Origin of the sequence: Lentzea tibetensis (assembly GCF_007845675.1) — a bacterium.
GTDB classification, from domain to species: domain Bacteria; phylum Actinomycetota; class Actinomycetes; order Mycobacteriales; family Pseudonocardiaceae; genus Lentzea; species Lentzea tibetensis.
In genome coordinates, this window is record NZ_VOBR01000017.1 from 166,451 (window position 1) to 190,419 (window position 23,969).

Annotated in this window: 27 protein-coding genes and 1 pseudogene; 13 read left to right on the plus strand and 15 right to left on the minus strand. The window is 67.4% G+C overall.

The annotated features are described in order from the left end of the window. Positions 1 to 54: 54 nt before the first annotated feature. The 6 genes from FKR81_RS26000 (at position 55) to FKR81_RS26025 (ending at position 5,159) form a co-directional block, all read left to right on the plus strand. Entirely contained in the window at positions 55 to 783 is a 729-nt protein-coding gene (locus tag FKR81_RS26000) for an amino acid ABC transporter ATP-binding protein (RefSeq protein ID WP_186763180.1), read from the plus strand. Positions 784 to 820: 37 nt separating this feature from the next. Continuing rightward, positions 821 to 1,711 (plus strand): glutamate ABC transporter substrate-binding protein, encoded by an 891-nt coding sequence (locus FKR81_RS26005; RefSeq protein ID WP_146355369.1) that lies wholly within the window; start codon positions 821 to 823, stop codon positions 1,709 to 1,711. A gap of 74 nt (positions 1,712 to 1,785) precedes the next feature. Next, positions 1,786 to 2,433 carry an amino acid ABC transporter permease gene (locus tag FKR81_RS26010; protein ID WP_146355371.1) on the plus strand — a complete coding sequence of 216 codons (648 nt, stop codon included), beginning with the start codon at positions 1,786 to 1,788 and terminating at the stop codon, positions 2,431 to 2,433. Then, positions 2,430 to 3,302 (plus strand): amino acid ABC transporter permease, encoded by an 873-nt coding sequence (locus tag FKR81_RS26015; RefSeq protein ID WP_146355373.1) that lies wholly within the window; start codon positions 2,430 to 2,432, stop codon positions 3,300 to 3,302. Before FKR81_RS26010 ends, FKR81_RS26015 begins: the two co-directional genes overlap by 4 nt. A 509-nt stretch (positions 3,303 to 3,811) precedes the next feature. Beyond that, positions 3,812 to 4,699 carry an amidase domain-containing protein gene (locus tag FKR81_RS26020; RefSeq protein ID WP_186763175.1) on the plus strand — a complete coding sequence of 296 codons (888 nt, stop codon included), beginning with the start codon at positions 3,812 to 3,814 and terminating at the stop codon, positions 4,697 to 4,699. Between the two features lie 19 nt (positions 4,700 to 4,718). Further along, entirely contained in the window at positions 4,719 to 5,159 is a 441-nt protein-coding gene (locus FKR81_RS26025; RefSeq protein WP_146355377.1) for a hypothetical protein, read from the plus strand. A gap of 67 nt (positions 5,160 to 5,226) precedes the next feature. Here the strand turns inward: FKR81_RS26025 and FKR81_RS26030 are convergent, their stop codons facing one another. From FKR81_RS26030 to FKR81_RS26050, 6 genes are all read right to left on the minus strand, one after another. Then, positions 5,227 to 5,559, minus strand: coding sequence for a hypothetical protein (locus tag FKR81_RS26030; protein WP_146355379.1), 333 nt, complete (start codon positions 5,557 to 5,559; stop codon positions 5,227 to 5,229). A 24-nt stretch (positions 5,560 to 5,583) separates the two neighbouring features. After that, entirely contained in the window at positions 5,584 to 5,883 is a 300-nt protein-coding gene (locus tag FKR81_RS26035) for a hypothetical protein (protein WP_146355381.1), read from the minus strand. Between the two features lie 152 nt (positions 5,884 to 6,035). Beyond that, positions 6,036 to 6,368 (minus strand): hypothetical protein, encoded by a 333-nt coding sequence (locus tag FKR81_RS26040; protein ID WP_146355383.1) that lies wholly within the window; start codon positions 6,366 to 6,368, stop codon positions 6,036 to 6,038. 23 nt (positions 6,369 to 6,391) lie between these two features. Next, a complete protein-coding gene (locus tag FKR81_RS45675; protein ID WP_268891581.1) occupies positions 6,392 to 6,517 on the minus strand; it encodes a hypothetical protein in 126 nt (41 codons plus the stop codon). Between the two features lie 87 nt (positions 6,518 to 6,604). Then, positions 6,605 to 7,069 carry a hypothetical protein gene (locus FKR81_RS26045; protein WP_146355385.1) on the minus strand — a complete coding sequence of 155 codons (465 nt, stop codon included), beginning with the start codon at positions 7,067 to 7,069 and terminating at the stop codon, positions 6,605 to 6,607. Continuing rightward, complete coding sequence (locus tag FKR81_RS26050; protein WP_146355387.1) at positions 7,054 to 7,419, minus strand: hypothetical protein; 366 nt, start codon at positions 7,417 to 7,419, stop codon at positions 7,054 to 7,056. Before FKR81_RS26050 ends, FKR81_RS26045 begins: the two co-directional genes overlap by 16 nt. A 242-nt stretch (positions 7,420 to 7,661) precedes the next feature. On the opposite strand from FKR81_RS26050, the gene FKR81_RS26055 reads away from it, so the two are divergent. Then, a complete protein-coding gene (locus FKR81_RS26055) occupies positions 7,662 to 8,756 on the plus strand; it encodes a sensor histidine kinase (RefSeq protein WP_146355389.1) in 1,095 nt (364 codons plus the stop codon). A 20-nt stretch (positions 8,757 to 8,776) separates the two neighbouring features. Next, entirely contained in the window at positions 8,777 to 9,427 is a 651-nt protein-coding gene (locus FKR81_RS26060) for a response regulator (protein ID WP_146355391.1), read from the plus strand. Positions 9,428 to 9,492: 65 nt separating this feature from the next. Here the strand turns inward: FKR81_RS26060 and FKR81_RS26065 are convergent, their stop codons facing one another. From FKR81_RS26065 to FKR81_RS46045, 4 genes and pseudogenes are all read right to left on the minus strand, one after another. Then, a complete protein-coding gene (locus FKR81_RS26065) occupies positions 9,493 to 9,744 on the minus strand; it encodes a hypothetical protein (RefSeq protein ID WP_146355393.1) in 252 nt (83 codons plus the stop codon). Between the two features lie 134 nt (positions 9,745 to 9,878). Then, the gene (locus tag FKR81_RS26070) at positions 9,879 to 10,421 is read right to left on the minus strand and encodes a Scr1 family TA system antitoxin-like transcriptional regulator (protein ID WP_146355395.1); all 543 of its coding nucleotides are present in this window, start codon (positions 10,419 to 10,421) and stop codon (positions 9,879 to 9,881) included. Beyond that, positions 10,324 to 10,650 (minus strand): DUF6879 family protein, encoded by a 327-nt coding sequence (locus FKR81_RS45845; RefSeq protein ID WP_328593159.1) that lies wholly within the window; start codon positions 10,648 to 10,650, stop codon positions 10,324 to 10,326. The genes FKR81_RS26070 and FKR81_RS45845 overlap by 98 nt, the downstream gene beginning before the upstream one ends. Positions 10,651 to 10,756: 106 nt before the next feature. Beyond that, positions 10,757 to 10,861: pseudogene (locus FKR81_RS46045) on the minus strand (DUF6879 family protein); the annotation flags it as partial. Positions 10,862 to 11,037: 176 nt separating this feature from the next. Here FKR81_RS46045 and FKR81_RS26080 point away from each other — a divergent pair. Next, positions 11,038 to 11,391 (plus strand): peptidase inhibitor family I36 protein, encoded by a 354-nt coding sequence (locus FKR81_RS26080; RefSeq protein ID WP_146355397.1) that lies wholly within the window; start codon positions 11,038 to 11,040, stop codon positions 11,389 to 11,391. 59 nt (positions 11,392 to 11,450) lie between these two features. On the opposite strand, the gene FKR81_RS26085 is transcribed toward FKR81_RS26080, so the two are convergent. The 4 genes from FKR81_RS26085 to FKR81_RS26100 all read right to left on the minus strand — a co-directional run bounded on the left by FKR81_RS26085 (position 11,451) and on the right by FKR81_RS26100 (position 15,216). Continuing rightward, positions 11,451 to 12,200: a succinate dehydrogenase/fumarate reductase iron-sulfur subunit gene (locus tag FKR81_RS26085; protein WP_146355399.1), complete on the minus strand. Its 750-nt coding sequence runs from the start codon at positions 12,198 to 12,200 to the stop codon at positions 11,451 to 11,453. After that, positions 12,197 to 14,065, minus strand: a complete 1,869-nt coding sequence (locus FKR81_RS26090; protein ID WP_146355401.1) for a fumarate reductase/succinate dehydrogenase flavoprotein subunit — start codon at positions 14,063 to 14,065, stop codon at positions 12,197 to 12,199. The genes FKR81_RS26085 and FKR81_RS26090 overlap by 4 nt, the downstream gene beginning before the upstream one ends. An 11-nt stretch (positions 14,066 to 14,076) precedes the next feature. After that, positions 14,077 to 14,841: a hypothetical protein gene (locus FKR81_RS26095; RefSeq protein ID WP_146355403.1), complete on the minus strand. Its 765-nt coding sequence runs from the start codon at positions 14,839 to 14,841 to the stop codon at positions 14,077 to 14,079. An 81-nt stretch (positions 14,842 to 14,922) separates the two neighbouring features. Further along, positions 14,923 to 15,216, minus strand: a complete 294-nt coding sequence (locus FKR81_RS26100; RefSeq protein ID WP_146355405.1) for a hypothetical protein — start codon at positions 15,214 to 15,216, stop codon at positions 14,923 to 14,925. A gap of 219 nt (positions 15,217 to 15,435) precedes the next feature. Here FKR81_RS26100 and edd point away from each other — a divergent pair, with 219 nt between their 5' ends. From edd to FKR81_RS26120, 4 genes are all read left to right on the plus strand, one after another. After that, positions 15,436 to 17,289 (plus strand): phosphogluconate dehydratase, encoded by a 1,854-nt coding sequence (edd, locus tag FKR81_RS26105; protein ID WP_186763176.1) that lies wholly within the window; start codon positions 15,436 to 15,438, stop codon positions 17,287 to 17,289. Between the two features lie 13 nt (positions 17,290 to 17,302). After that, positions 17,303 to 17,929 (plus strand): bifunctional 4-hydroxy-2-oxoglutarate aldolase/2-dehydro-3-deoxy-phosphogluconate aldolase, encoded by a 627-nt coding sequence (eda, locus tag FKR81_RS26110; protein WP_146355406.1) that lies wholly within the window; start codon positions 17,303 to 17,305, stop codon positions 17,927 to 17,929. A 180-nt stretch (positions 17,930 to 18,109) separates the two neighbouring features. Then, positions 18,110 to 20,077 carry a PEP/pyruvate-binding domain-containing protein gene (locus tag FKR81_RS26115; protein ID WP_146355408.1) on the plus strand — a complete coding sequence of 656 codons (1,968 nt, stop codon included), beginning with the start codon at positions 18,110 to 18,112 and terminating at the stop codon, positions 20,075 to 20,077. Next, positions 20,077 to 21,312 (plus strand): MFS transporter, encoded by a 1,236-nt coding sequence (locus tag FKR81_RS26120; protein WP_146355410.1) that lies wholly within the window; start codon positions 20,077 to 20,079, stop codon positions 21,310 to 21,312. Before FKR81_RS26115 ends, FKR81_RS26120 begins: the two co-directional genes overlap by 1 nt. On the opposite strand, the gene FKR81_RS26125 is transcribed toward FKR81_RS26120, so the two are convergent. After that, the gene (locus FKR81_RS26125) at positions 21,272 to 23,818 is read right to left on the minus strand and encodes a LuxR C-terminal-related transcriptional regulator (protein ID WP_146355412.1); all 2,547 of its coding nucleotides are present in this window, start codon (positions 23,816 to 23,818) and stop codon (positions 21,272 to 21,274) included. The genes FKR81_RS26120 and FKR81_RS26125 overlap by 41 nt on opposite strands. Positions 23,819 to 23,969: the final 151 nt, after the last annotated feature.

A 23,969-nucleotide genomic window follows, 5' to 3' on the forward strand; every position in this document is an offset into this window, starting at 1 on the left:
AGCGCCGACGACCCCCAAATGGAGGACTGGATGACTGCCGCCTCTACCCCGCCGATGATTCGCATGGCGGGCGTGGACAAGTTCTTCGGCCCGTTGCACGTGCTCAAGGACGTGCAGCTCGAAGTGCCGAAGGGGCAGGTCGTCGTCGTGCTGGGGCCGTCGGGTTCCGGCAAGTCGACCCTGTGCCGGGCCATCAACCGGCTCGAGCCGATCGATTCCGGAACCATCGAGATCGACGGTCAGCCGTTGCCCGCGGAAGGAAAGGAACTGGCCCAGCTCCGCGCCGATGTCGGCATGGTGTTCCAGTCCTTCAACCTGTTCGCCCACAAATCCATCGTCGACAACGTGATGCTGGCTCCGGTGAAGGTGCGCAAGACGCCCGCCGCCGAAGCCCGCAAGTCGGCGATGGCGTTGCTGGAGCGGGTCGGGATCGCCAACCAGGCCGACAAGTTCCCGGCCCAGCTCTCGGGTGGACAGCAGCAACGCGCCGCGATCGCCCGCGCGCTGGCGATGCGCCCGAAGGTGATGCTGTTCGACGAGCCGACCTCCGCATTGGACCCGGAGATGGTCCAGGAGGTGCTGGACGTCATGACGACGCTGGCCAAGGAGGGCATGACCATGCTGGTCGTGACCCACGAGATGGGGTTCGCCCGCAAGGCCGCGAACCGGGTCATCTTCATGTCCGACGGCGAGATCGTCGAGGATTCGACCCCGGAAGAGTTCTTCTCGGCGCCGAAGTCCAACCGCGCGAAGGACTTCCTTGGCAAGATCCTGACGCACTGAAGTCCGCTAGCTGAACTGACAAGGCAGGAGAAGGACGATGAGGGTTCGCACCCTTGCGGCGTTGCTGCTGGCAGGTGGTCTCGCCCTGACCGCGTGCGGCAAGGAGGGCACCCCTGGCGACACGGGCGGCTCGACTGCCGCGTTCGAGGTCGCGAAGGACGTCAAGATCGAGGGTTCGCCGACGTTCGACAAGATCAAGGCCCGTGGCGCCCTGGTCGTCGGCGTCAAGGAGGACCAGCCGTTCCTCGGGTACAAGGACCCGACCACGGGGCAGTACAGCGGCTTCGACATCGAGATCGCGAAGCTGGTCGCCGCGAAGCTGGGCTACCCGGCTGACAAGATCCAGTTCCGGACGATCCAGTCCGCCGCGCGCGAGCAGGCTCTCATCAACGGTGACGTCGACTACTACGTCGGCACGTACACCATCAACGCCGCCCGCAAGGAGAAGGTGTCCTTCGCCGGGCCGTACCTGGTCGCCGGCCAGGACCTGCTGGTGAAGAAGGCCGACAGCGCCATCACCAGCAAGGACACCCTCAAGGGCAAGAAGGTCTGCTCGGTCACCGGCTCGACGCCGATCAAGCGGATCAAGGACGAGAAGCTCACCGAGCCGGAGAACATCGTCGAGTTCCAGGGCTACTCGCAGTGCGTGACCAAGCTGCTCGACGGTGAGGTCGACGCCGTCACGACGGACGACGCGATCCTCAAGGGCTACGCCGCCCAGGAGCCCGAGAAGCTGAAGGTCGTCGGCAAGCTGTTCTCCACCGAGCCCTACGGCATCGGCCTGGCGAAGGACGACAAGGTCCTGCGCGACAAGGTGAACGACACCCTGCAGGCCGCGCTGGACGACGGCACCTGGCTGAAGATCTACGACAGCACCCTCGGCAAGTCCGGTGCGAAGTCGGAGAAGCCCGCTCTCGAGCGGTACTGACGCTGCCCGCGGCCGGTGGACTCGTGCGCGGGTCCACCGGCCGTTCCGTTTCTTGAACGACGGCAAGGATTTCCATGGGCGTCCTCACCAACAACCTCACGCTGTTCCGGGACGGCTTCGCCACCACGCTCCAGCTGTTCCTGTACTCCGCCGTGCTGTCGCTGCTGCTCGGCACGTTCCTCGCGATGCTGCGGGTCAGCCCGGTCCCGGTGTTCCGCGCCATCGGCACGACGTACGTGACCGTCGTGCGCAACTCGCCGCTGACGCTGGTGTTCGGGTTCTTCGTCTTCGCGTACCCGTACCTGGAGATCATCAAGTTCGACTTCTTCACCAGCGCGATCGTGGCGCTGACGCTGTACACCTCGGCGTTCATCTGCGAGGTCGTGCGCTCCGGCATCAACACCGTTCCGGTCGGCCAGGCCGAGGCGTCCCGCGCGCTCGGGCTCACGTTCCCGCAGATGCTCGGCAGCGTGGTGCTGCCGCAGGCACTGCGTTCGGTGGTGCCGCCGCTGGTGAGCACGCTGATCGCCCTGCTGAAGAACACCACGATCGCCGCGGGCTTCTCGGTGTCCGAGGCGGGCGCGATCCGCGACTCGCTGTCCGAGCAGGGTGCGAACATGCTGCTCGGCCTGACGTGGATCGCGTTCGGATTCGTCGTGCTGGTGATCCCGCTGACGCTGCTGCAGCGCGTGCTCGAGAAGCGATGGAGTGTGGCCCGATGAGCTCGGTCCTGTTCGACGTGCCGGGCCCGCGCGCCCGGCTCCGGTACCGCATCCTCACCGTCGTCGGCATCGCCGTCCTGCTCGGCGCGCTCGCGTACGTGATCTACCGGTTCTACGACACCGGCCAGTTCACCGCGCGCAAGTGGAGCTGGGCCGAGTACCGGGTGCAGCAGGAGGCCCTGTTCAACGGCCTGCTGAACACCCTGCGCGCGTTCGCCGTCGGCGCGGTGCTCGCGATGCTGTTCGGCGCGGTGTTCGCGGCGGCCCGCCTGTCGGACCACGTGTTCTGGCGCGGTCCGTCCACAGTGGTCGTCGAGTTCTTCCGCGCCGTGCCACTGCTGATCATGATGTTCTTCTTCTACTACGGCCTGCCCACGATCGGCATCAAGATGTCGCCGTTCATGGCCGTGGTGCTCGGCCTGACCCTCTACAACGGGTCGGTGCTGGCCGAGGTGTTCCGCGCGGGCATCAACTCGCTGCCCAAGGGCCAGAGCGAGGCGGCGTACGCGCTCGGCATGCGCAAGACCCAGGTGATGGTGCTCGTCCTGCTGCCGCAGGCGCTGCGCGCCATGCTGCCGACGATCATCAGCCAGCTCGTCGTGCTGCTGAAGGACACCGCGCTCGGCTTCATCATCACCTACGAGGAGCTGCTCGACTGGGCACGCGACCTCGGTGGCCAGCTGCTGTTCGGCAGGCCGTACGTGCCGGTGATCATCGTGGCCTCGGCCATCTACATCGGACTGTGCCTGCTGCTGTCGTGGTTCGCCACCTACCTGGAGAAGCGCAACCGCCGCAGCAAGAAGGTGCTGCCGATCGACACCGGCGACGCGGGCAACGTCGTCGCGGGCAGCGCCATGGGCCAGGTCTGACAGGTGTACGAGAGGGGCCGCCGGTTCGCCGAGCGGCCCCCTTGTCACCCATGTGCACTCTGAGGTTCGACTACTCCGCAAGGCCTCCTGCGCTCGATTCCTGAGCACAGGAGGCCTTTTGACACATTTGAGCCGAATGGAGTATCGCGGCAGATCACCTTCCCGGCATACTGGAAGCCTGGGGGCACGAATGGGGGTTCGTGGCGGAGCAAGCCGATTGTCGGAGAAGAGTCTCTTGCTCCAATTCTTTCACAAATCTCTGTTGATGCCTGCGTTTTCACGACGAAAGGCCTCGCAGAATGAGATGCAAAACGGTCACGATCGGGGCAGTCCTCGCGACAACGGTTTCGCTCGCCATGGGCGTGAACGTCAATGCCGCTCCACCGAATCAGTCGGCCGATGACGCACGACAGATTTCCGAGCTGTCGCAGCGCTATCTTCAGCAACGGGCGGACCGGCTGACCAACCGGCCGCAGACCGCAGGATTCACGGTCACCACGACCACGGAGTTGTCGAACGAGTTGAAGGGGGACACCGCCCGGCTCGACGAGCGCCGCAAGAAGCTGCAGGACATCGACTGCGGCTTCTCGCACGCCGAGGTCGCCACGACCGTCGAGAAGCTGGACGTCGCCGCCAACGGGCGGCGGGCAACGGTGCGCGTCCTCGAGAGCACCAAGCTGTACTTCCAGGTGACCGACGCGAGCTCGCCCAAGTTCGAGTGGTTCGCGTTGCCGCACACGCTCGAGCTGGTTCGCGGAAGCAGCGGCTGGCAGCTCGCGGAGGTCAAGGCCGAGCTGACCACCGGTGCGCCCGCACCGTCGACCCAGTTCACGTCGTCGGTGCCGACCACCGGGCAGGCAGGGCCGGGTAAGACGCGGTCGGACGTCGCCAAGCCCGCCGACGGCCAACGGGCGCAGAAGGTCATCACGGCCGCGTACGACTACTACGCGATGGCCGAGTACGCGAAGAGGTACGTGTACTCGTCCAACCCCGCCTACCGGACGTACGACCAGGACTGCACGAACTTCATCTCGCAGGCCATGAGGGCGGGTGGCTGGGAGCCGGTCGACGGTGACCGCACCAGCAACGGCGCCTGGTACTACGGGAACTGGACCTGGACGACCTCCTACACCTGGGCGGGTGCGGAGAACTGGTACTGGTTCGCGACCGGCTCCGGCCGGACGTGGATCCTGCCGTACGTCTACGACATGGGGTTCGCAGATGTGCTGCAGGCCGACTGGGACAGGGACAACATCGTCGACCACACGATGCTCGTGACCCAGGTGGACACGGTCGACCGGTATCTCACTTACCACTCCGGACCGGAGCTCAACAAGCGACTGGCACACCTTATCAATGAGAACCCGAATGCCTGGTGGTACTCCCACCGGACCTGATTCGGTGTAACCTGGAAGTATGCACAGGAAAAGGAATGGCGGGCAGGGCGTTAATCGCCCTGCCCGCTTCGCCTATCTCATTGCAGCCGCACTGGTCACTACCGGTTGCGCCGGGTCCGACCAGGGAGCGGAGAACGAACGCGGCGCGGTCGACGCCTACATCTCCGCCCTGAACAATCGCGACGCGGCTGCACTCGAAAGAATTGCGCAGTCGCCGGTGCAGTTCGACTACGCGACCTTCGTCTCGAACAAGGGCGGCAGGGGAATCTCGGTCGACACCGTGGACATCACCAAGGACTTCGGACCGGTCATGGCCAACGCGCACGTGGTCGGCGTCGACACGAACAAGCAACCCTACGACGAACGACTGGTGCTCAAGAAGGTCGACGACAAGTGGTTCGTCACGATGGGCGAGGCAACACCGAACAAACCCGGATCCGATCCGTCGACGACCCGATGAAGAACGGCCAACAAAGAGAAGTCCCTGAGTCCGAATTCCCGGACTCAGGGACTTCTTCCTCGTCGAATCAGTCGAGATAGACGCTGTGGAACGTGACAGAGTTCAAGTCGTGAACCGCGCCTCCCCGGAAGGACCTGGTCGTCATGAAACCGTCGGTGTCGATGTAGTCATAGGCGCCGGTCCTGGTCTGAGACTCAATCTTCACCACGTTCGAAATATCCTTCTCGAGTCGGCCCTGACCGCCGACACAAATCCGCGCTCCGTTCGACACCGTGATCCGGAAAACCCGGTTGTTGCCGGGACTGCAGGGGCCGAGAGTGGCGGCCTGCGCGGGACTCACCAGCACCGTACTCGCGGCCACAGCCGCCACGGCAGCAGAAACGAACATCTTCTTGCGCATCAAATCCCCCAGAATTTGCAGCTACTAGTCGATGTACACACTGTTGAACTGCACGTAGTTCAGATCGTGCGCCTGAAACTTGCCGAAGTAACGGGTCGTCATATAACCGTCGGTGTCGATGTAGTCGTAGGCTCCGGTGTTGTTGCCGGTACGCACCTGCTTCACGCCACCCATTCGAAACTCGGCCCGACCACGCCCTTCGACACAGAACCAGCCACTGGTCGTCTCAATCTTGAACCAATAGTGGGTATGCCACGGTTTACACGGAACGACGTCGGCAGCGTAGGCCGGAACCGCCATTACGGCAGTCAGCGCGGTCGCCACTACGGATGCAGCAAGAAATCTACGCATACAAACTCCCCCAGAGTTGCCGCGTTACAGACGCGCAAATGACGCTATCGCCCCTCCAACGAGGTGTCAACCACTTCGCGTCGTCACCGCGCGAAAGTCTCTCCACCCATTTCGCTAGAGGATGATCAGTCGATGTAGACGCTGTGGAGCTTCACGTGGTTCAGGTTGTGCTCCGCGTACTGACGGAACGACCGGGTGGTCATGTAGCCGTCGCTGTCCCAGTAGTCGTATGCGCCGGTGTTGTCACCGGTGCGCACCATGACGACGTTCCCCTGGTCCAGCTCGACACGACCGTGCCCCAGGACGCAGATCTGGTAGCCGTCGCTGAGGAAGATCCGGAAGCGTGCGTTGCTGTCCCACGGCTGGCACTTCACCGCGTTGGCGGCCTGAGCGGGTACCGCCATCACCACGCTGAGCGTGGCCGCGGCAGCAAGAACTGACAGAATCTTTCGCAACACGATTTTCCCCCAGGAAACTCGAGTCAGTCGATGTAGACGCTGCGGAACTGCACCGTCACGGTCTCCGGCAGCGCTTGTGCGGGTGCGACCGTCAGAAGGCACATCGCGGCCGTGACAACCGCGATCGCGGACACGGCAAGAACTTCCACATTGGAACTCCCCCCAGAGTTGGCCATGTGCAGGCAGATCGAACATAGCGTGGCCTGAAGTGAGGTGTCAACCACGGAGTGTGACAGTCAGAGCCAGCGCACGGTGTCGCAGTTCGCCGCCACGAAATCGTCCACCATGGACTTGTCGCCCGCCTTCGCCTTCACCGCGGTGTCGCGCGCGTACTTCTGCCCGGCCGGGTCCTGCGGCGTGTAGGTCGGCAGCACCTCGTCGATCACCTTGAACGCCAGCCGTTCCGCCTCCGCGTCGCCTCGCGCGCGAGCGGCGTCCCAGGTCAGGTACCAGGCGCACGAGTTGGCGATCTCCAGCACCACGGTCTCCCCGCCCGCCTGGATCTTCGCGTCACCGGGCCCGCTGCGTTCGGCCAGCACGGCGAGGTCCGGCCTGCGGTCCGCGGGCCACTGGAAGGCCTTGTACTGCTCGTGCAGCGCGGCCGTGTACTGCTGCTGGTCCAGCACGCGCAGGGCCGGAGCCTGCTGCTGCCCGCACGCGGCGAGCAGCAGCAGGCCCAGGACGATCAGTGCCCGCTCCACCACAGCGTTCCTCCGACGGTGCCCTCGGTGTAGAGGCTGTTGGACGCGAGGCAGAACCGCGTGCCCGCGCGGAAGTTCGTGCCGACGTGCTTGCGGTGTTCTTCCATGGTCACGAAAGCGCCGCGGGTGTTGCGGTCGCCGCACTTGTACCAGGCCATCTGCATGACGCCGCCGAGCGCGACCCTGGCGTCGATGTCGGAGCCCGCGACGGTGATCGTGCGCGGCGTGGTGAACCAGGTGATCTGGTTGTGCTTGAACGGCACGGTGATCGTGGTCGAGGCCGCGCTGGCCGGTACCGCGGTCAGCACGAGGCCGAACGCCGCGAGCACCGCGATGACGGTTCGCTTCACGTGGTGTCCTTACTTCGCGGTGGCCTGGGCGTGGGTCAGCTTGGCGGGCGCGGCGTTCGACGTGCCCGCCAGCAGTCCTAAGAGGACTCCGACGAACAGGGCGATCTTGGCGATTCGCATGCTCAGCACGCTAGGGCGGCGCGGGCACGTCGTCGTCTCACGGCGAGTGGAGACGCCGTCAACTTCCGCGGTACACCGCCGGTGTGACGCCGTCCGGCCGATCACCCGGATACGCTGCGCCGATGGTCAAGCGCGTGGACGCGGTGCTGACCGTGGCGCTGTTCGCCACGGTGTGCCTGATCGGAGCCACGTTCCACCCGCCGGACTGGCGCTCGTTCGACTGGCTGGCGTACCTGCTCAGCGCGGGCGCCTGCCTGCCGCTCGCGGTGCGTCGCACGCACCCGGTCGCGATGCTGCTGACGACCACCGGGTTCTTCGTGCTGTACCTGTTCTCCGGCTACCAGCCGACGTTCAACTGGTGGGGCCCGGTGCTCGCGTTCTACACCGTGGCCGCGCTGCGCCCGGCGGGCGAGACGGCGTTGTGCGCGGTGCTCGCCGGCGCCACGACCGTCTACAGCGGACTGCTCGTGCCGGGTTTCCCGGTCGCGGTCGCCTGGGCGCAGGGCGCCGTCGTGCCCGCCGCCGCGTGGATGCTCGGTGACGTGTCCCGCCAGCTGGCCGCGGTGACCGCGCAGCTGCGCCAGGAGCAGGACCGGCACACCGCCCGCGCGCTCACCGAGGAACGCCTGCGCATCGCCCGCGAGCTGCACGACGTCGTCGCGCACCACCTGGCGGTCATCTCGATGCAGTCCGGCCTCGCGGACTACGTGTTCGACACCGACCCGCCCACCGCCCGCGCGGCCGTCGGCACGATCGGCACCACGTCACGCGCCACGCTGGAGGAGATGCGCCGCCTGCTGCACCTGCTGCGCACGTCCGAGGCACCCGACGAGCCCGCGCCCGCGCTGTCCGGGCTGCCGTCGCTCGCCGACCGCGTGCGGCAGACCGGCGTTCCGGTGTCGCTGGAGGTCGGCGGTGACACCTCGGCGTTGCCGTCCGGCTTGCAGGTCGCGGTCTACCGGGTCGTCCAGGAGGCGCTGACCAACGTCATCAAGCACGCGCCGGGCGCCTCGGCGGAGGTGGCGCTGACCTGTTCGCCGGACCGGCTGTCCGCCATTGTGGCCAACTCACCACCTGTGCACCCGACTCGGTCAACCGGCAACGGTCACGGATTGATCGGCATGTCCGAGCGCGCCAGGATCTACGGCGGGGCGCTCGTGGCCGGGCCGCGGGCGGATGGCGGCTTCGTCGTGGAACTGACCGTGCCGTTGCCGTGATCCTCTGGGGGAGGAGACCGATGACTCGCGTGCTCGTCGTCGACGACCAGGCGTTGTTCCGCGCGGGACTGGTGGCGCTGCTGGCCGCCGCACCGGGCGTCGAGGTCGTCGGCGAGGCCTGCGACGGCGGCCGTGCCGTCGAGCTGGCGGCGTCGCTGTGCCCGGACGTGATCCTGATGGACATCCGCATGCCCGGCGTGTCCGGCATCGCCGCGCTGGAACGCATAGTCGCGGCCGGCTCGTCCGCCCGCGTGCTGATGCTGACGACGTTCGACCTCGACGAGTACGTCTACGACGCGCTGCGCGCGGGCGCCTGCGGTTTCGTGCTCAAGGAGGCCGAGCCCGCCCGCCTGCTGTCCGCGATCGCGACCGTCGCGGCGGGCGACATGCTGTTCGGCCCGACGATCACCCGCCGCCTGGTCGAGTCGTTCCTGCGCCGCGACGTCGTCGCGCCGGTCGGACTCGACGGGCTGACCGACCGCGAGCGCGAGGTGCTGCGCCTGGTCGGCACCGGCATCACCAATGCCGCCATCGCAACCAGGCTGACCGTTACCGAGGGCACCGTGAAGACGCACCTCAACCGCGTGATGACGAAGCTCAGGCTGTCGTCGCGAGCCCAGGCCGTCGTCATGGCGTACGAGTCCGGCCTGGTCACGCCGTCCGCGGTCTGACCTCTACGAGGACGTGCCTCCGTCGCAGCCGCCAGAGCCCTCACCGTCTGTTCCGCGCATCCCGGTCACCTCCCCCACACGTCGAGCACCGACCAGCCGAGCACCACCGTCACCACCTGCTGCGTCGTTCCCTCGGTCCGCCTCGTGAGAGTCCTGTGCACCATCCGGACCGCTTCGCACTCGCCGGGTCCGTATACCCGGATCATGTCCCGAGCATGCCCGCGTTCCCTCATGTAGACGAGTGACTCCGGGCAGTCCGGGTCGCCCAGCGGGAACATCCTGAAGCCGGCGGCCACCAGCTCGAGGATGGCGCTCATCGCTTCGGGGAATTCGCATACTCGAACAGTTCGAGGTGATACTGGATTTCCTGTGGCTCGCGCAGCGAAACCGCGCCGGAGAACAACTCGACGGACACGAGCCGATCGTCGTAGATGACGAACACGTTGAGGGCTCAGGATGCCACCTGCGCCGCCAGCGGGAGGATCGCGATCTCCACATTGGGTCGCGACGCGACACGCACCATGTGCTCCACCTGCCGGGCCATCACCCCGCGATCGCAGTAGCGCCAGCGGACTGCCTGCTCTGTCATGAGGATGATGAAGGTCTTCGACGTGTCGTCCAACACCTGCTGGCGATCCAGTCGAGCCCGCACCGCCTTCTCCACATCGCGCGCCGGTCGGCTGGGCACGTTGGGGGTCAGCGCCAACCGCGCGTACTCGGGTGTCTGCACCAGGCCGCCCGGCATGGCTGGAAGAAACTGGCGCACCACGCTCGATGATTCAGCGAGCGATTTGATGTCGGCCTGGACCTTCCACAACCCGATACTCGCATACGTGCGATAGGAAACGTAGTCGACGTTGGCCATGCGAGCCAATGCCAACAGCTCCGCGGCGACGTCACGGGGCACTGCCAGCGCTGTGACAATGCGTTCCACATCGGCGACAGATGGCAGGATTTTGCCGCGTTCGATGCGGCTTATCTTCGACTGGGACACTGAAAGGTACGGAGTGCTCCAGCGCGTAGTCCCGCCAACCGAGGTACTTCGCGAGGTCGGGCGGGCTCTCCAAGATCTCCCTCTCCCGGAACGTGTCGTCGTCGTTGAAGTGAATCAGCAGGACGATCGACTCGTCGAACAGCCAGAAGTCCAGGTCCGGTAGGTCGAGTTGCCGATCGGTGATGTCGACGATGCGGTAGTCCTCGCCGGCTTCCGTGTTCCGCGGCACTTCGCCCGCTGCATCGTCTTGCCTGCAGCGATGTTCGACGTGACGGTCTCCATCCAGGCCAGAGTTGATTGGTCATCGTCGTTGTACGGCTCACCGCGCAGGAATTTGTGAAAGTTTCCTGCTCGCGCGGCATGTTGTAGATCTGCCGTGTTTCCAGCCTGAACGCCGAACGCTGGTACTCCTTGAAGAGGTCACGCGCCACGTCGCCCATCCTTCCAGGCGACGAGCGCCTCTTCGATGAGGTCGACCGACAGCTCGATCGCTTGTTCGCCCACCGAGAGCGCCACAGTGGACACTCCCCGTAGCAAGCGCTAGTCACGGATCCGCATAGAGTCGTTCGGCCCGGAACCGTGCAACCCCGCACACCCACCGGGCGTCGTACACAACATGATCAAAAAGACGATGGCCGCCGCAGCGGCCGCTTTCGCCGTCGCCGCGCTGATCACACCGGGCAGCGCCAGCGCCGCGCCCTGTCCGAACGCCCGCCTGTGCCTCTACGCGGGCGCGAACCTCAACGGCACCAAGGTGGCCTACGGCACCGCCACGCGCTGCTACGCCCTCCCGCACTCCTCGCAGCCGAACGGCGCCCGCTCGATCCACAACACGACGAGCGTGCCCTGGGAGATCTACAACGCGAACGGCAGGCTGCTGATCCCCGCCATCAACCCCGGCCAGCGGGTCACCGGCATCGCCGCCAGCACGGCACGCGCGATGCGGGAGCTCTGCTACTACCCGAACTAGCGCCTCGTCGGGAAAGCCCCCTACACCAACGTGGTGAAGGGGGCTTTCCCGAGACGCTGCTAGGACCGCCGGAAGAGCTTGTTGCCCAGCCAGACGATCGGGTCGTACTTCCGGTCCGCGACACGTTCCTTCATCGGGATGAGGGCGTTGTCGGTGATCTGGATGTGCTCGGGGCACACCTCGGTGCAGCACTTGGTGATGTTGCACAGCCCGAGCCCGTGCGACTCCTGCGCCTGGTCGACCCGGTCCGCCGTGTCCAGCGGGTGCATCTCCAGCTCAGCCACCCGCATGAGGAAACGCGGGCCCGAGAAGGACTCCTTGTTCTCCTCGTGGTCACGGATGACGTGACACGTGTTCTGGCACAGGAAGCACTCGATGCACTTGCGGAACTCCTGCGAGCGCTCCACGTCCACCTGCTGCATCCGGTACTCGCCCGGCGCGAGGTCCTTCGGCGGCTGGAACGACGGGATCTGGCGCGCCTTCGTGTAGTTGTACGACACGTCGGTCACCAGGTCGCGGATCACCGGGAACGTGCGCATCGGCGTCACGGTGATCGTCTCCGACTCGGAGAAGATCGACATGCGCGTCATGCACAGCAGGCGCGGCTTGCCGTTGATCTCGGCCGAGCACGAGCCGCACTTGCCCGCCTTGCAGTTCCAGCGCACCGCGAGGTCCGGCGCCTGGGTGGCCTGGAGCCGGTGGATGATGTCGAGCACGACCTCACCCTCGTTGACCTCGACGGTGAAGTCCTCGAGCGCGCCGCCGGTGTCGTCACCGCGCCACACCCGGAACTGTCCCTGGTAGCTCATGACAACTCCTCAGCGGTGAGGTACTTCTCCAGCTCGGTGCGTTCGAACAGGTCCAGCAGATCGGACCGGATCGGGATCTGCGGCTCCTCCTCGACCGAGACCGTGGAGTCGGACGTGGAGCAGACCAGCAGCTTGCGCCGCCACGACGAGTCCATGCCGGGGAAGTCGTCGCGGGTGTGACCGCCGCGCGACTCGGTGCGCAGCAACGCCGCGCGAGCGACGCACTCGGACACCACCAGCATGTTGCGCAGGTCCAGCGCCAGGTGCCAGCCGGGGTTGAACTGCCGGTGCCCCTCGACGGTCAGCGACGCGGCCCGCTCCTTCAGCTTCTCCAGGCGCTGCAGGGCTTCTTCCATCTCGCCCGCGCGCCGGATGATGCCGACCAGGTCGTTCATCGACTGCTGCAGCTCCATGTGCAGCGTGTACGGGTTCTCCCCGCCCTCCGCCTCGAACGGAGCCAGCGCCACCGCGGCGGCCTCCTGCACGGCCGCGTCCGAACAGGACGGACGCGTGGTCAGGCCGCGCACGTAGGAAGACGCGCCCTCACCGGCACGACGGCCGAACACCAGCAGGTCGGACAACGAGTTGCCGCCGAGCCGGTTCGAGCCGTGCATGCCGCCGGACACCTCGCCGCACGCGAACAGGCCCGGCACCGACGACGCCGCCGTGTCCGGGTCGACCTGCACGCCGCCCATGACGTAGTGGCAGGTCGGGCCGACCTCCATGGGCTGCGCGGTGATGTCGACGTCGGCCAGTTCCTTGAACTGGTGGTGCATCGACGGCAGCCTGCGCCGGATCTCCTCGGCGGGCAGGCGCGTCGACACGTCGAGGTAGACGCCGCCGTGCGGAGTTCCGCGACCGGCCTTCACCTCGGAGTTGATCGCGCGCGCGACCTCGTCGCGCGGCAGCAGCTCCGGTGGGCGCCGGTTGTTGGCCTGGTCGGTGTACCAGCGGTCCGCCTCGGCCTCGTTGTCCGCGTACTTGTCCTTGAACACCTCGGGGATGTACTCGAACATGAAGCGCTTGCCGTCGGAGTTGCGCAGCACGCCACCGTCACCGCGGACGGACTCCGTGACCAGGATCCCCTTCACCGACGGCGGCCACACCATGCCGGTCGGGTGGAACTGGATGAACTCCATGTTGATCAGCGACGCACCCGCGCGCAGCGCCAGTGCGTGCCCGTCGCCCGTGTACTCCCACGAGTTCGACGTCACCTTGAACGACTTGCCGATGCCGCCGGTCGCCAGGATCACCGCGGGCGCCTCGAACAGCACGAACCGGCCGGACTCCCGCCAGTAGCCGAACGCGCCGGAGATCGCGCCGTCGTCCTGCACGAGGTCGGTGACGGTGAACTCCTGGAACACCTTCAGCCGCGACTCGTAGTCGCCGGTCTCCGCGAAGTCGTCCTGCTGCAACGACACGATCTTCTGCTGCAGCGAGCGGATCAGCTCGAGACCCGTGCGGTCGCCGACGTGCGCGAGCCGCGGGTACTCGTGGCCACCGAAGTTGCGCTGCGAGATGCGGCCGTCCGCGGTGCGGTCGAACAACGCGCCGTAGGTCTCCAGCTCCCACACCCGCTGCGGTGCTTCCTGCGCGTGCAGCTCGGCCATGCGCCAGTTGTTCAGGAACTTGCCGCCGCGCATCGTGTCGCGGAAGTGCACCTGCCAGCTGTCGGACGAGTTCACGTTGCCCATCGCCGCCGCGATGCCGCCCTCGGCCATCACGGTGTGAGCCTTGCCGAACAACGACTTGCAGAGCACCGCCGTGCGCATGCCGTGCTCACGGGCCTCGATCGCCGCACGCAGCCCGGCGCCACCGGCACCGATCACGAGAACGTCGAACGAATGCCGTTCCACCTCAGGCAAAGCAGTGCTCCTTAGTTGATGAACCGGAGGTCGGAGATCGTCCCCGAGGCGACCAGCGCGACGTACAGGTCGGTCAGGCACACGAAGATCAGCGACGCCCAGGCCAACTGCATGTGCTTGTTGTTGAGCTTCGAGATCTGGGTCCACATCCAGTACCGGACCGGGTGCTTGGAGAAGTGCTTCAGCCGCCCGCCCGCGATGTGCCGGCACGAGTGGCACGACAGCGTGTACGCGCCGAGCAGGGTCACGTTGGCCAGCAGCACGATGTTGCCGAGACCCACGCCCGTGCCGAACGCGACGATCGCGTCGTAGATGTTGATCAGCAGCAGGAGCGACGCCGCGTAGAAGAAGTAGCGGTGCAGGTTCTGCGCGATCAGCGGGAACTTCGTCTCACCGGTGTACTTGACGTGCGGCTCGGCCACGGCGCACGCGGGCGGCGACATCCACGCGGCCCGGTAGTAGGCCTTGCGGTAGTAGTAGCAGGTCACCCGGAACCCGAGCAGGAACGGCAGGATGATCACCGGCGGCGTCAGGAAGCCGGGCAGCTCGGGCAGCGGTGTCCCGAAGTGCGCCGCCGCGGGCAGGCACTCCTGGCTCAGGCACGGCGAGTACATCGGTGTGAGGTAGTGGTACTGGTCCACCCAGTAGAAGTCGCCCTGGAACGTCCGGAACGCCGCGTAGATCGAGATCAGCAGCAGCCCGACGAACGTCGTCAGGGGCGGCAGCCACCACCGGTCAGTGCGCAACGTCCGAGCGGCGATCTCAGCCCTCGACATGCCTCACCTTTCGTTCCACTTCGCTGTGGTTGAACGGGTACGGCCCCCGCGCCAGGCGGGGGCCGTAGTTATACCGCTGGGTCAGGTGCGGTGACGGTACCCGCCGAGCCCTTCGTCGTCCGCGTCCTTCCAAAGCGACTCGTCGTAGGGCGTGTCGGGTACGACGACCACCTCCCGTTCGACCTGAGGGGCCTCGCGCTGGCGCGGTGTGCTGTCCATGTCGACGAGCTCGGTGGCGTCGATGTCCATGCGCTCGACGTCGTTCGCGAGCCGCTGGACCGCGGCCACGTCGCCGTACCGCCCGCGCAGGTTGGACACGCAGTGGCGAAGCTGTCCGATGACCCGGCGCAGTTCGACGATCTCCGTGGATGTCATGTGGGCACCTCCGTCCCAAGGTCGTGAGTGGCACTCTGCCGTGATCGCCGTCACGTGACAAGCACCACAGGTAAGTTTCTCCGTCCCACCTACTGAATCGATTTTGCGACCGGGGCCACCCTTCACCTACGGTGTGTGGCGTCACGCCCGTCCGTGGGACGCCAAGGTTGTCGTCTCGACAGGGCCCCACCACGGCCCGTGATAACCCCGGAGACACCCATGAGCGATCTGCATCCCGTGCTGACAGCGGTCACCAACCGCATCGCGGCACGCAGCGCCGAGAGCCGCCGCGTGTACCTGGACCGCGTCGCGGCCGCCACGCAGGACAGCACCTCCCGGTCCGGCTTCGCCTGCAGCAACCTCGCCCACGGCTTCGCAGGCATCACCGGCGGCGACAAGGCCGCGCTCCGCGCGCTGCGCAAGCCCAACGTGGCGATCGTGTCGTCCTACAACGACATGCTGTCGGCGCACCAGCCGTTCCAGGACTACCCGGCGCTGATCAAGGACGCGGTGCGCGCCGCGGGTGGCGTGACCCAGTTCGCGGGCGGTGTGCCCGCCATGTGCGACGGCATCACCCAGGGCCGCGACGGCATGGAGCTGTCCCTGTTCAGCCGCGACGTGATCGCGATGTCGACGGCCGTCGCGCTGTCGCACGAGATGTTCGACGCCAACCTCATGCTCGGCGTGTGCGACAAGATCGTGCCCGGCATGCTCATCGGCGCGCTCAGCTTCGGCCACCTGCCTGCGATCCTGGTGCCGGCCGGCCCGATGGCCAGCGGTCTCTCCAACAAGGAGAAGGCGCGCGTCCGGCAGCTCTACGCCGAGGGCCGCGCGACCCGCGAGGAGCTCCTCGAAGCGGAGGCGCAGTCCTACCACTCGCCCGGCACCTGCACGTTCTACGGCACCGCGAACTCCAACCAGATGGTTGTCGAGGTCATGGGCCTGCACCTGCCGGGAGCGAGCTTCGTCCCGCCCGGCACCACGCTGCGCACCGCGCTGACCGAGTACGCGGGCACGCGCGCCGTCCAGATCAGCCGCGGGCCGGAGCACACGCCGATCGCGCAGATCGTGGACGTGAAGGCGGTCGTCAACGGCGTCGTCGCGCTGCTCGCCACCGGCGGCTCCACCAACCACACGATGCACCTCGTCGCCATCGCGTCTGCCGCGGGCATCGACCTGAGCTGGGACGACTTCTCCGACCTGTCGTCGATCGTCCCGCTGATCGCCCGCGTCTACCCCAACGGCGGCGCGGACATCAACCACTTCCAGGCCGCGGGCGGCGTGCAGTTCGTCGTCGGCACGCTGCTCGACGCAGGCTTGCTGCACGAGGACGTGCACACCGTCGCCGGCCCCGGACTCGACCGGTACCGGCAGGAACCCGCGCTCATCGACGGCGCGCTGGTGTGGCGCGACGGTCCCGGCCGCAGCCTCGACCTCGACGTGCTGCGCCCGGCGCACGACCCGTTCGCGCCCGACGGCGGCATGCGCATGCTGTCCGGCAACCTGGGCCGCTCGGTCATCAAGGTGTCGGCCGTCGCCGAGGCGGACCGGGTCGTCGAGGCCCCCGCGCGGGTGTTCACGACGCAGGAGGCGTTCCAGGACGCCTTCAAGGCCGGTGAGCTCGACCGCGACGTCGTCGTCGTGGTGCGCATGCAGGGCCCGCAGGCCAACGGCATGCCGGAACTGCACAAGCTGACGCCGCCGCTGGGTGTGCTGATGGACCGCGGCCACAAGGTGGCGCTGGTGACCGACGGCCGCATGTCCGGTGCGTCCGGCAAGATCCCGGCCGCCATCCAGCTGACGCCCGAGGCCGCGGTCGGCGGCCCGCTCGCCCGTGTCAACGACGGCGACCTCGTGCGTCTCGACGCGAACCGGGGCACGCTGGAGGTCGTGGTGGACGCCGTCGAGCTGGCGAACCGGCCGCTGGTGGACTTCCCGGCGACCGGCCGCGAGTGGGTCGGCACCGGCCGGGAGCTCTTCGCCGCGCTGCGCCGCACCGTCGGGCCCGCCGACCGGGGTGCGACCGTCTTCGGCCCGATCACCGCGGACCACTTCGCCCGCAACGTTTCGTGAGTAGGAGAAGACAGTGACCACCGGAGCGGACCTGCTCGGACTGTCCCCCGTCATCCCGGTCGTCGTCGTGGACGACGCGAGCCACGCGGTGCCGCTGGCGCGGGCGTTGCTGCGCGGCGGGATCGGCGTGATCGAGCTGACCCTGCGCACCCCCGCCGCGCTGGAGGCCATCGAGCGGGTGGCGGCCGAGGTGCCGGACATCGTGATCGGCGCGGGCACCGTCACCGCGCCCGAGCACGCCGAGCAGGCCGCGAAGGCGGGTGCGCGGTTCCTCGTCACGCCGGGCACGACGGACCGGGTGCTGGACGCCGCCGAGGCGACCGGGCTGCCGTTCCTGCCCGGCGCGGCGACGGTGTCCGAGGTGATGCGGCTGGCCGAGCGCGGGCTCACCGCGCTCAAGTTCTTCCCCGCCGAGGCCGCGGGAGGCGTCGACTACCTGAAGTCCATCGGCGGGCCGATCCCGCACGTCCGGTTCTGCCCGACCGGCGGCATCACCCCGCAGTCGGCGCCGGACTACCTGAAGCTGCCGAACGTCGGGTGCGTCGGCGGCTCGTGGCTGGCGCCGAAGGACGCGCTCGCGGCGGGCGACTGGGACCGCGTCGAAGCACTCGCGGCAGCCGCCTCGTCACTCAGCGCGTGAACTGTGGTTAACGCCACGTCACCAGTGTTGATGTGGCGTTAACCCTCCGTTCAACCCACGGAGTGGTACACCCGTCCCACGGGACAGGAACAGGCCGCCTATTGAGATTTTCTCGCGGAATACATCTAAAGATCAACATGTCACACTTGCTCGTTGCAATGAAGCACGAGAGGAGCAGGTGTGCCGGTCCAGGAAGCCGACGTCGCCGCATTGGTGGGCGAACAGCTCACGCTGTCCGCATTCAACCAGCTTTCCGGAAGTCTCGGGGGCTATTCGTTCGTCAAGGTGGTCGTCGACCGGCAGAACTCCACGGTTCACTTCCTGAACAACGCGCGCCACGCGTTCCACGCCATCTACATCGGCGAGGAGATCCTGGGTGTGTCGAAGGAGGACATGCAGGCCTCCATCGACGAGTACAACCAGACCTTCTACCACGCCGCTGACAGGCGCTTCTACCTGGGCATTCTCTCGCTGCACGTGCGTGCGGACCGCAAGCTCTTCTCGCTGGAGACCGTCGAGGTCGACACCATGTCCTCGGACATGATCGAGTTCTTCTACGGATTCGTGCGCGACCACCTGGACCCGTCGCTCACGCTGCTCTTCAAGCCGGCGAACCACCTTCAGGAACAGTCCGTCGCGGAACTCCCCGCCGACCGGCTCCCCCGCATCCTCGCCCACGAATTGTTCTCCACGGCGCAGTTCGTCGCACTGAACTCCGGAAAGACGCGTGGCCGTTTGCGCGCGTTCCGCACCGAAGCCGAGTACCGCGCGAACACGCTCGAGTGGTACGACATCGTGGTCATGCACCGCGTGCCGGACGACATTCCGCGCCTCGCGGGCATCATCAACGCCCACCACACGACTCCCCTGTCGCACACCAACGTCCTGGCGACCGGCTGGTCGATCCCGAACGCCATCCAGATCGGCGCGTTCGACCTCATCGACCGGGAGAACCTCGACGGCCAGTGGGTCGAGTACGACGTCACCCCGGCGAGCGCGAGCGTCGGCCTGCGGCTGATCGACGAGCCGGAGGACATCGGCCAGCGCCCGGCCTGGTACGCCCAGCGCATCTCGCTGGAGGAGCCGGAGTCGATCTACAACCCGATCGTCGGCCTCGGCGAGATCCGCTACAACGACGCGAACCGCTACGGCACCAAGGCCGCGAACCTCGGCGAGCTGCACCACGTGCTGCGCACCGAGTCCCCGCGCCGCCTGCTCGGCTTCTTCCAGGTGCCGCGCCCGCCGCGGGACAACCTGCTGCCGTACCTGGCGCGCCTGCTGGACGTGCCGGAGCACGCGGACCTGGTCGCCGCCGCGCAGCAGCTGCTCGCGAAGCGGGTCCGCGTGCCGCGCGGCATCGCGCTGCCGTTCTCGATGCAGCAGAGGTTCCTCCAGTCGTCGCCGAAGATCCAGCAGGCGATCGGCAAGCTGAAGATGGCGCTCGAGCTCAACGCCAAGGAGATCGAGCCGCTCTGCGTCGAGCTGCAGCGCCTCATCCGCGCCACCAAGGTGCCGGACTTCCTGCTGAGCGAGCTGGACACCGCGCTGATCAGCCACCTCGCGGGCGTGCGCCACTTCGTCGTGCGCAGCTCGTCGAACGCCGAGGACCTCGCCGGGTTCTCCGCGGCGGGCATCTACGAGTCGTACAACCACGTCTCGTCGGCCGAGAAGATCGTCGAGAGCGTGAAGGACGTGTGGGCGTCGCTGGTGTCCGCGCGCAGCGTGCGGCTGCGTCAGCAGGCGGGCATCTCACTGGACGACTGCTTCATGGGCGTCGTGATCCAGGAGCAGGTCAACGCGGACTTCGGCGGCGTGCTCGTCACGACGAACCCGATGAACCGCAACGACTTCCGCAACGTCTACGTCAACGTCTCGCCGAAGGTCACCGACGTCGTCGAAGGCTCGACGCTGCCGATGCAGTACCTCTACTCCACTGTGGAGGGTGGTGGCCGCACGGTTTCCCTGGGTGACGCCGAGGAGGACCTGCACGAGGCCGCGCTCGACCAGCTGCAGCGCCTCGCGGTCGTCGGGCGGCTGCTCCAGTCGCACTTCTCGCCGGACTACACGTTCGACTCGCCGGTCGACATCGAGTGGCTCGCCACCGACGAGATCATCTACGTCCTCCAGCTGCGGCCGTACTCGATCTGATGCTGGGTCTTCGCGTACCGGCGACTCCGGATGTGGCGCGTGCCGTCCGCCTGACGTACGGCTTCCAGTTCTTCTTCGGGCTGCTGCTCTGGGTGCCGATCTTCTACGAGTACCAGAAGCAGCTCGGCATGACCGACGCGCAGATCTTCGGCATCCAGTCGATCTACTACATCGCGTTCTGCCTCATGGAGATCCCGACCGGCATGGTCGCGGACCGCTTCGACTACCGCACGTCGCTGTGGCTCGGCGCGGGCGTGCTCGTCGTGGCGAACATGGTGCCGGTGTTCGCGGGGAACTACACCGGGTTCCTCGTGCACTTCCTGCTGATCGCGCTCGCCCGGTCGCTCATCTCCGGTGCGCAGAGCGCGTACCTGTACGAGTACCTGCACGCGCACGACGCGGGCCACCTGTACCTCAAGGTGGAAGGCGTCGGACGGTCGTACAGCCTGGTCGGCAAGATCGTGTACTGGCCGATCATCGGCCTGCTGATGCAGTGGAACATGCCGTCGCCGTACTGGCTGACGGCGATCAACGCGGCCATCGCGGTCGTGCTGGCGTTGAAGCTGCCGCCGATCCCGGGCTGGAAACGCCCAGAGGGCAAGACGTCCAAGCTGCTGGCCGGTGTCGGCGGTGCGTTCGGCGCGTTGAAGAAGTCGCGCTGGTTGCTGCTGCTGATGATCCAGGGCATCGCGATGTTCACGCTGGTGCGCATCCTGCAGGTCAACCTGTTCCAGCCGGTGCTGGAGTCCAAGGAGATCTCGGTCAACTGGTACGGCTCGGTGCTCGCCGCGATGACGATCTTCGAGGCGGTCGCCGCGGCGCGGCCGCACTGGCTGTCGAAGAAGATCGGCCCGGCGAAGTCCGTGTTCGGCCTGACGATCGTGATGGCGCTGGCGATCGGGTTCGTCGTGCCCGCCGGCGGCGTGCTGACGGTCGTGCTGCTGTGCCTGTTCTCCGTCACGGCGGGCATGAGCTTCCCCATCCAGAAGAAGCTCCTCAACGACGCGATCCCGGATTCTCGTTACCGGGCAACGCTGTTGTCGATGGAGTCCATCATGGACCGTGCGGTGTGCGCCGTCGTGGCGGTCTTCCTCGGCGCCTACCTCGCGGGTGGTCAGCTGAACGAGTTCCTGCTGCTGTCGGCGGGCGTCACCGTCGTGCTGATGGCGTTGCTCGCCGGCCTGCTGATCGTCGTCAGGACCACAAGGCGGCGACGAGCTCAGCTCGTCCCGTGATGCCCAGCTTCCGGTAGACGCCGGACAGGTGCAGCTCGACCGTGCGTCGGGTGAGGTGCAGGGTCTCGGCGATCTGCCGGTTGGTGAGACCCTGCGCCGCCATCCGCGCGACGCGGTTCTCCTGCTTGGTGAGGCCGTGCATCTGCACGTCCTCGTCGCGCGCTTCGTCGGCGATCAGCTTCCCCAGCGGGTTCGCGCCGCACGCGCGGGCGATGTCCAGCGCCTTGCGCAGGTGCGGCTGCGCCTCATCGGCCTTGCCCTTGCGGCGCAGGTACAGCCCGAGCCAGTAGAGCGACTGGGCCTGCAGCAGCTTGTGCTGCGAGGAGCCGAGCACCTCGACCGCCTCGGTGAGGACGCCGAGGTCGTCGGTGCTGAAGCCCACGCCCATCAACGCGGTGCCGACCGCTCGCGGCGTGCCCCACTGCTTGGCCAGGTCCAGGTCCTCGTGCGCGAGCCTGGCCGCCTCGTCGCGGTTGCCGAGCGCGATGTGCGCGCGCACCGCGTGGTGCCGCCACGGCAGGACCGCGGGGTTGGTGACGCCGTGCTGCTCCAGCCTGCGGCCGCACTCCAGCAGGTCCTCCAGCGCACCCTCCGCGTGGCACGACGCCAGCTTGAGCCTGCCGCGCGCGTAGCGGATGTGGTTGTGCTGCAACAGTTCTCCGTCGTGCGCGACGAGCGGCAGCGCCTCGTCGAACTGGCCGAGCTCGATGCACACCTCGGCGAGCCGCGCGGCGCACAGCAGGATGACCGGGCACTCGGCACCGTTCTCGTGCGCCGCGACCGGTGACGACAGGAACGTGTACGCGCGGGCGAGGTCGCCGGACGAGTGGAACCCGGCGCCGCGCGCGACCATGGTCAGCATGCCGTGCCGCAGGTGCGGGTCGTAGGAGACGGGCGCGCTGCTCAGCGCGCGCCAGAACCGCCCGGTGTTCACCGGGTCGTCGGTGAGGACGGGCAGCAGGAACGTGAACGCGTAGGGCTCGCCGAGCACGTCGACCCACTCGCCGTCGAGCGCCAGCCGGGCCTCCTCGACGGCCTCGGCAGCCGAGTCGCCGCGCCGGGCGTGGCCGATCGCGACGAGCGCGGCGCGGGACCGGCGCAGCGCCGCGTCCTCGGGCGTCTCGCCGACGAGGTCCTCGTAGTACTTGGCGGCGCAGTGCGCCATCTGCGGCTCGCGGCCCGCGGCGGTGAGGTAGGTGATGCAGACGATGTGCCACACGAGGTCGCGGTCCTCGGGCATGAGCCGTCCGACTACCAGGATCGCGAGCGACACGGCCAGGTGCGCGTCGGACGAGCTGCACATCCGCTGGATGAGCTTCAGCGCGGTGGTCGCGGCCAGGTGCGGGTCCTCGGCGCGGGCGAGCGCGTCGCGCATCATGTCCCTGCCCTCGGCGGGGTCGAGCAGGTGCCGGGCGTGCCCCAGGTCGACCTGCACGGCCAGGCGGTCCTCGTCGGACAGGTGCTCGTCGAGCGCGCGTTCGAGGTGGTCGATGCCGCCGGCGTCGCGCAACACGTCGACCGCCCACGGCAGCCGCACGGACCGCGCGCGCAGCACGTGGTCCGCGATGCGCTCGTCGGGTGCGTCGGACTCGAACAGCAGCCACGCCGCGCGGGCGTGCCCCGCGGACCGGACGGCAACCGGCATGTCGGCGAGGATGCTGTTGCGGACGAACGGCTGCGCGAACGTCAGCGGGTCGGTGTCGGCGAGGATGCCGAGCCGCACCAGCGGGTCGACCGACGGCAGCGCGTCGAAGCCGGTGAGCGCGGACAGCAGCTCGATGCCCGCGTCGTCGCCGAGCACGGCCGCGGAGCGCGCCACCTCGGCGGCGCCGTCGAACTCGCGCAGCCGGACCCGGATCATCTCGCCGACCGCCGCCGACGCGGCCGTCCTCGGGTCGCCGGGTTCGCGCAGCAGCTCGTGCAGCAGGTAGGGGTTGCCCGCGGTGGCGGCGTGGCAGGCGACCGGGTCGCGGTCGGTCAGCTGCGCGACGGCGTCCAGGTCGAGTCCGGTGAGGTCGACGCGGTGCGGGTTGGCGCCGGTGATCTCGGGCAGCGACACCTCGTCCAGCGCGAGGTGGCCCTGCGCGGTGCACAGCGCGATGACCACGGGTAAGCCGTCGAGGCGGGGACGGATGAACGCGAGCGCGCGCCGCGACCAGCTGTCCGCGAACTGGATGTCGTCGATCGCGAGCAGGAGCGGGGCCTTGCGGACCGTGCCGATGACGCGCTCGTGCAGCTCGTTGAGGTCCAGCTCGTTGTCGAGGCACGCGGCGAGCTGGCGGACGACGCCGCCACCGAGGTGGCTCTCCAGCCGGGAGCACCGGGCGGACCGCGTTTTGAAGCCCAGCTGCTGGGCTTCGGCGGTCAGCGCGTCGAGCAGTGCGGTCTTGCCGACCCCGATGCCACCGGCGATCACCACGCACGACGCGGTGCCGCCCACCGCCTGGGTGAGCAGTCCGCGCAGGTAGGACAGTTCCTCGTCACGTCCGACTAGTGGCGTGGTCACCGCAATCGACTCCGATCTTCGGTACCGAAGGGAGTGTGTGCTCACGACCTCGGCATTACTTCGGTGCGGACCGTAGAGACCTGAGTCACGCGTTCCGGCAAACTTACCCAGAGGTAACTGATCGGGAAACCACGGAGCAACAGATGATCTT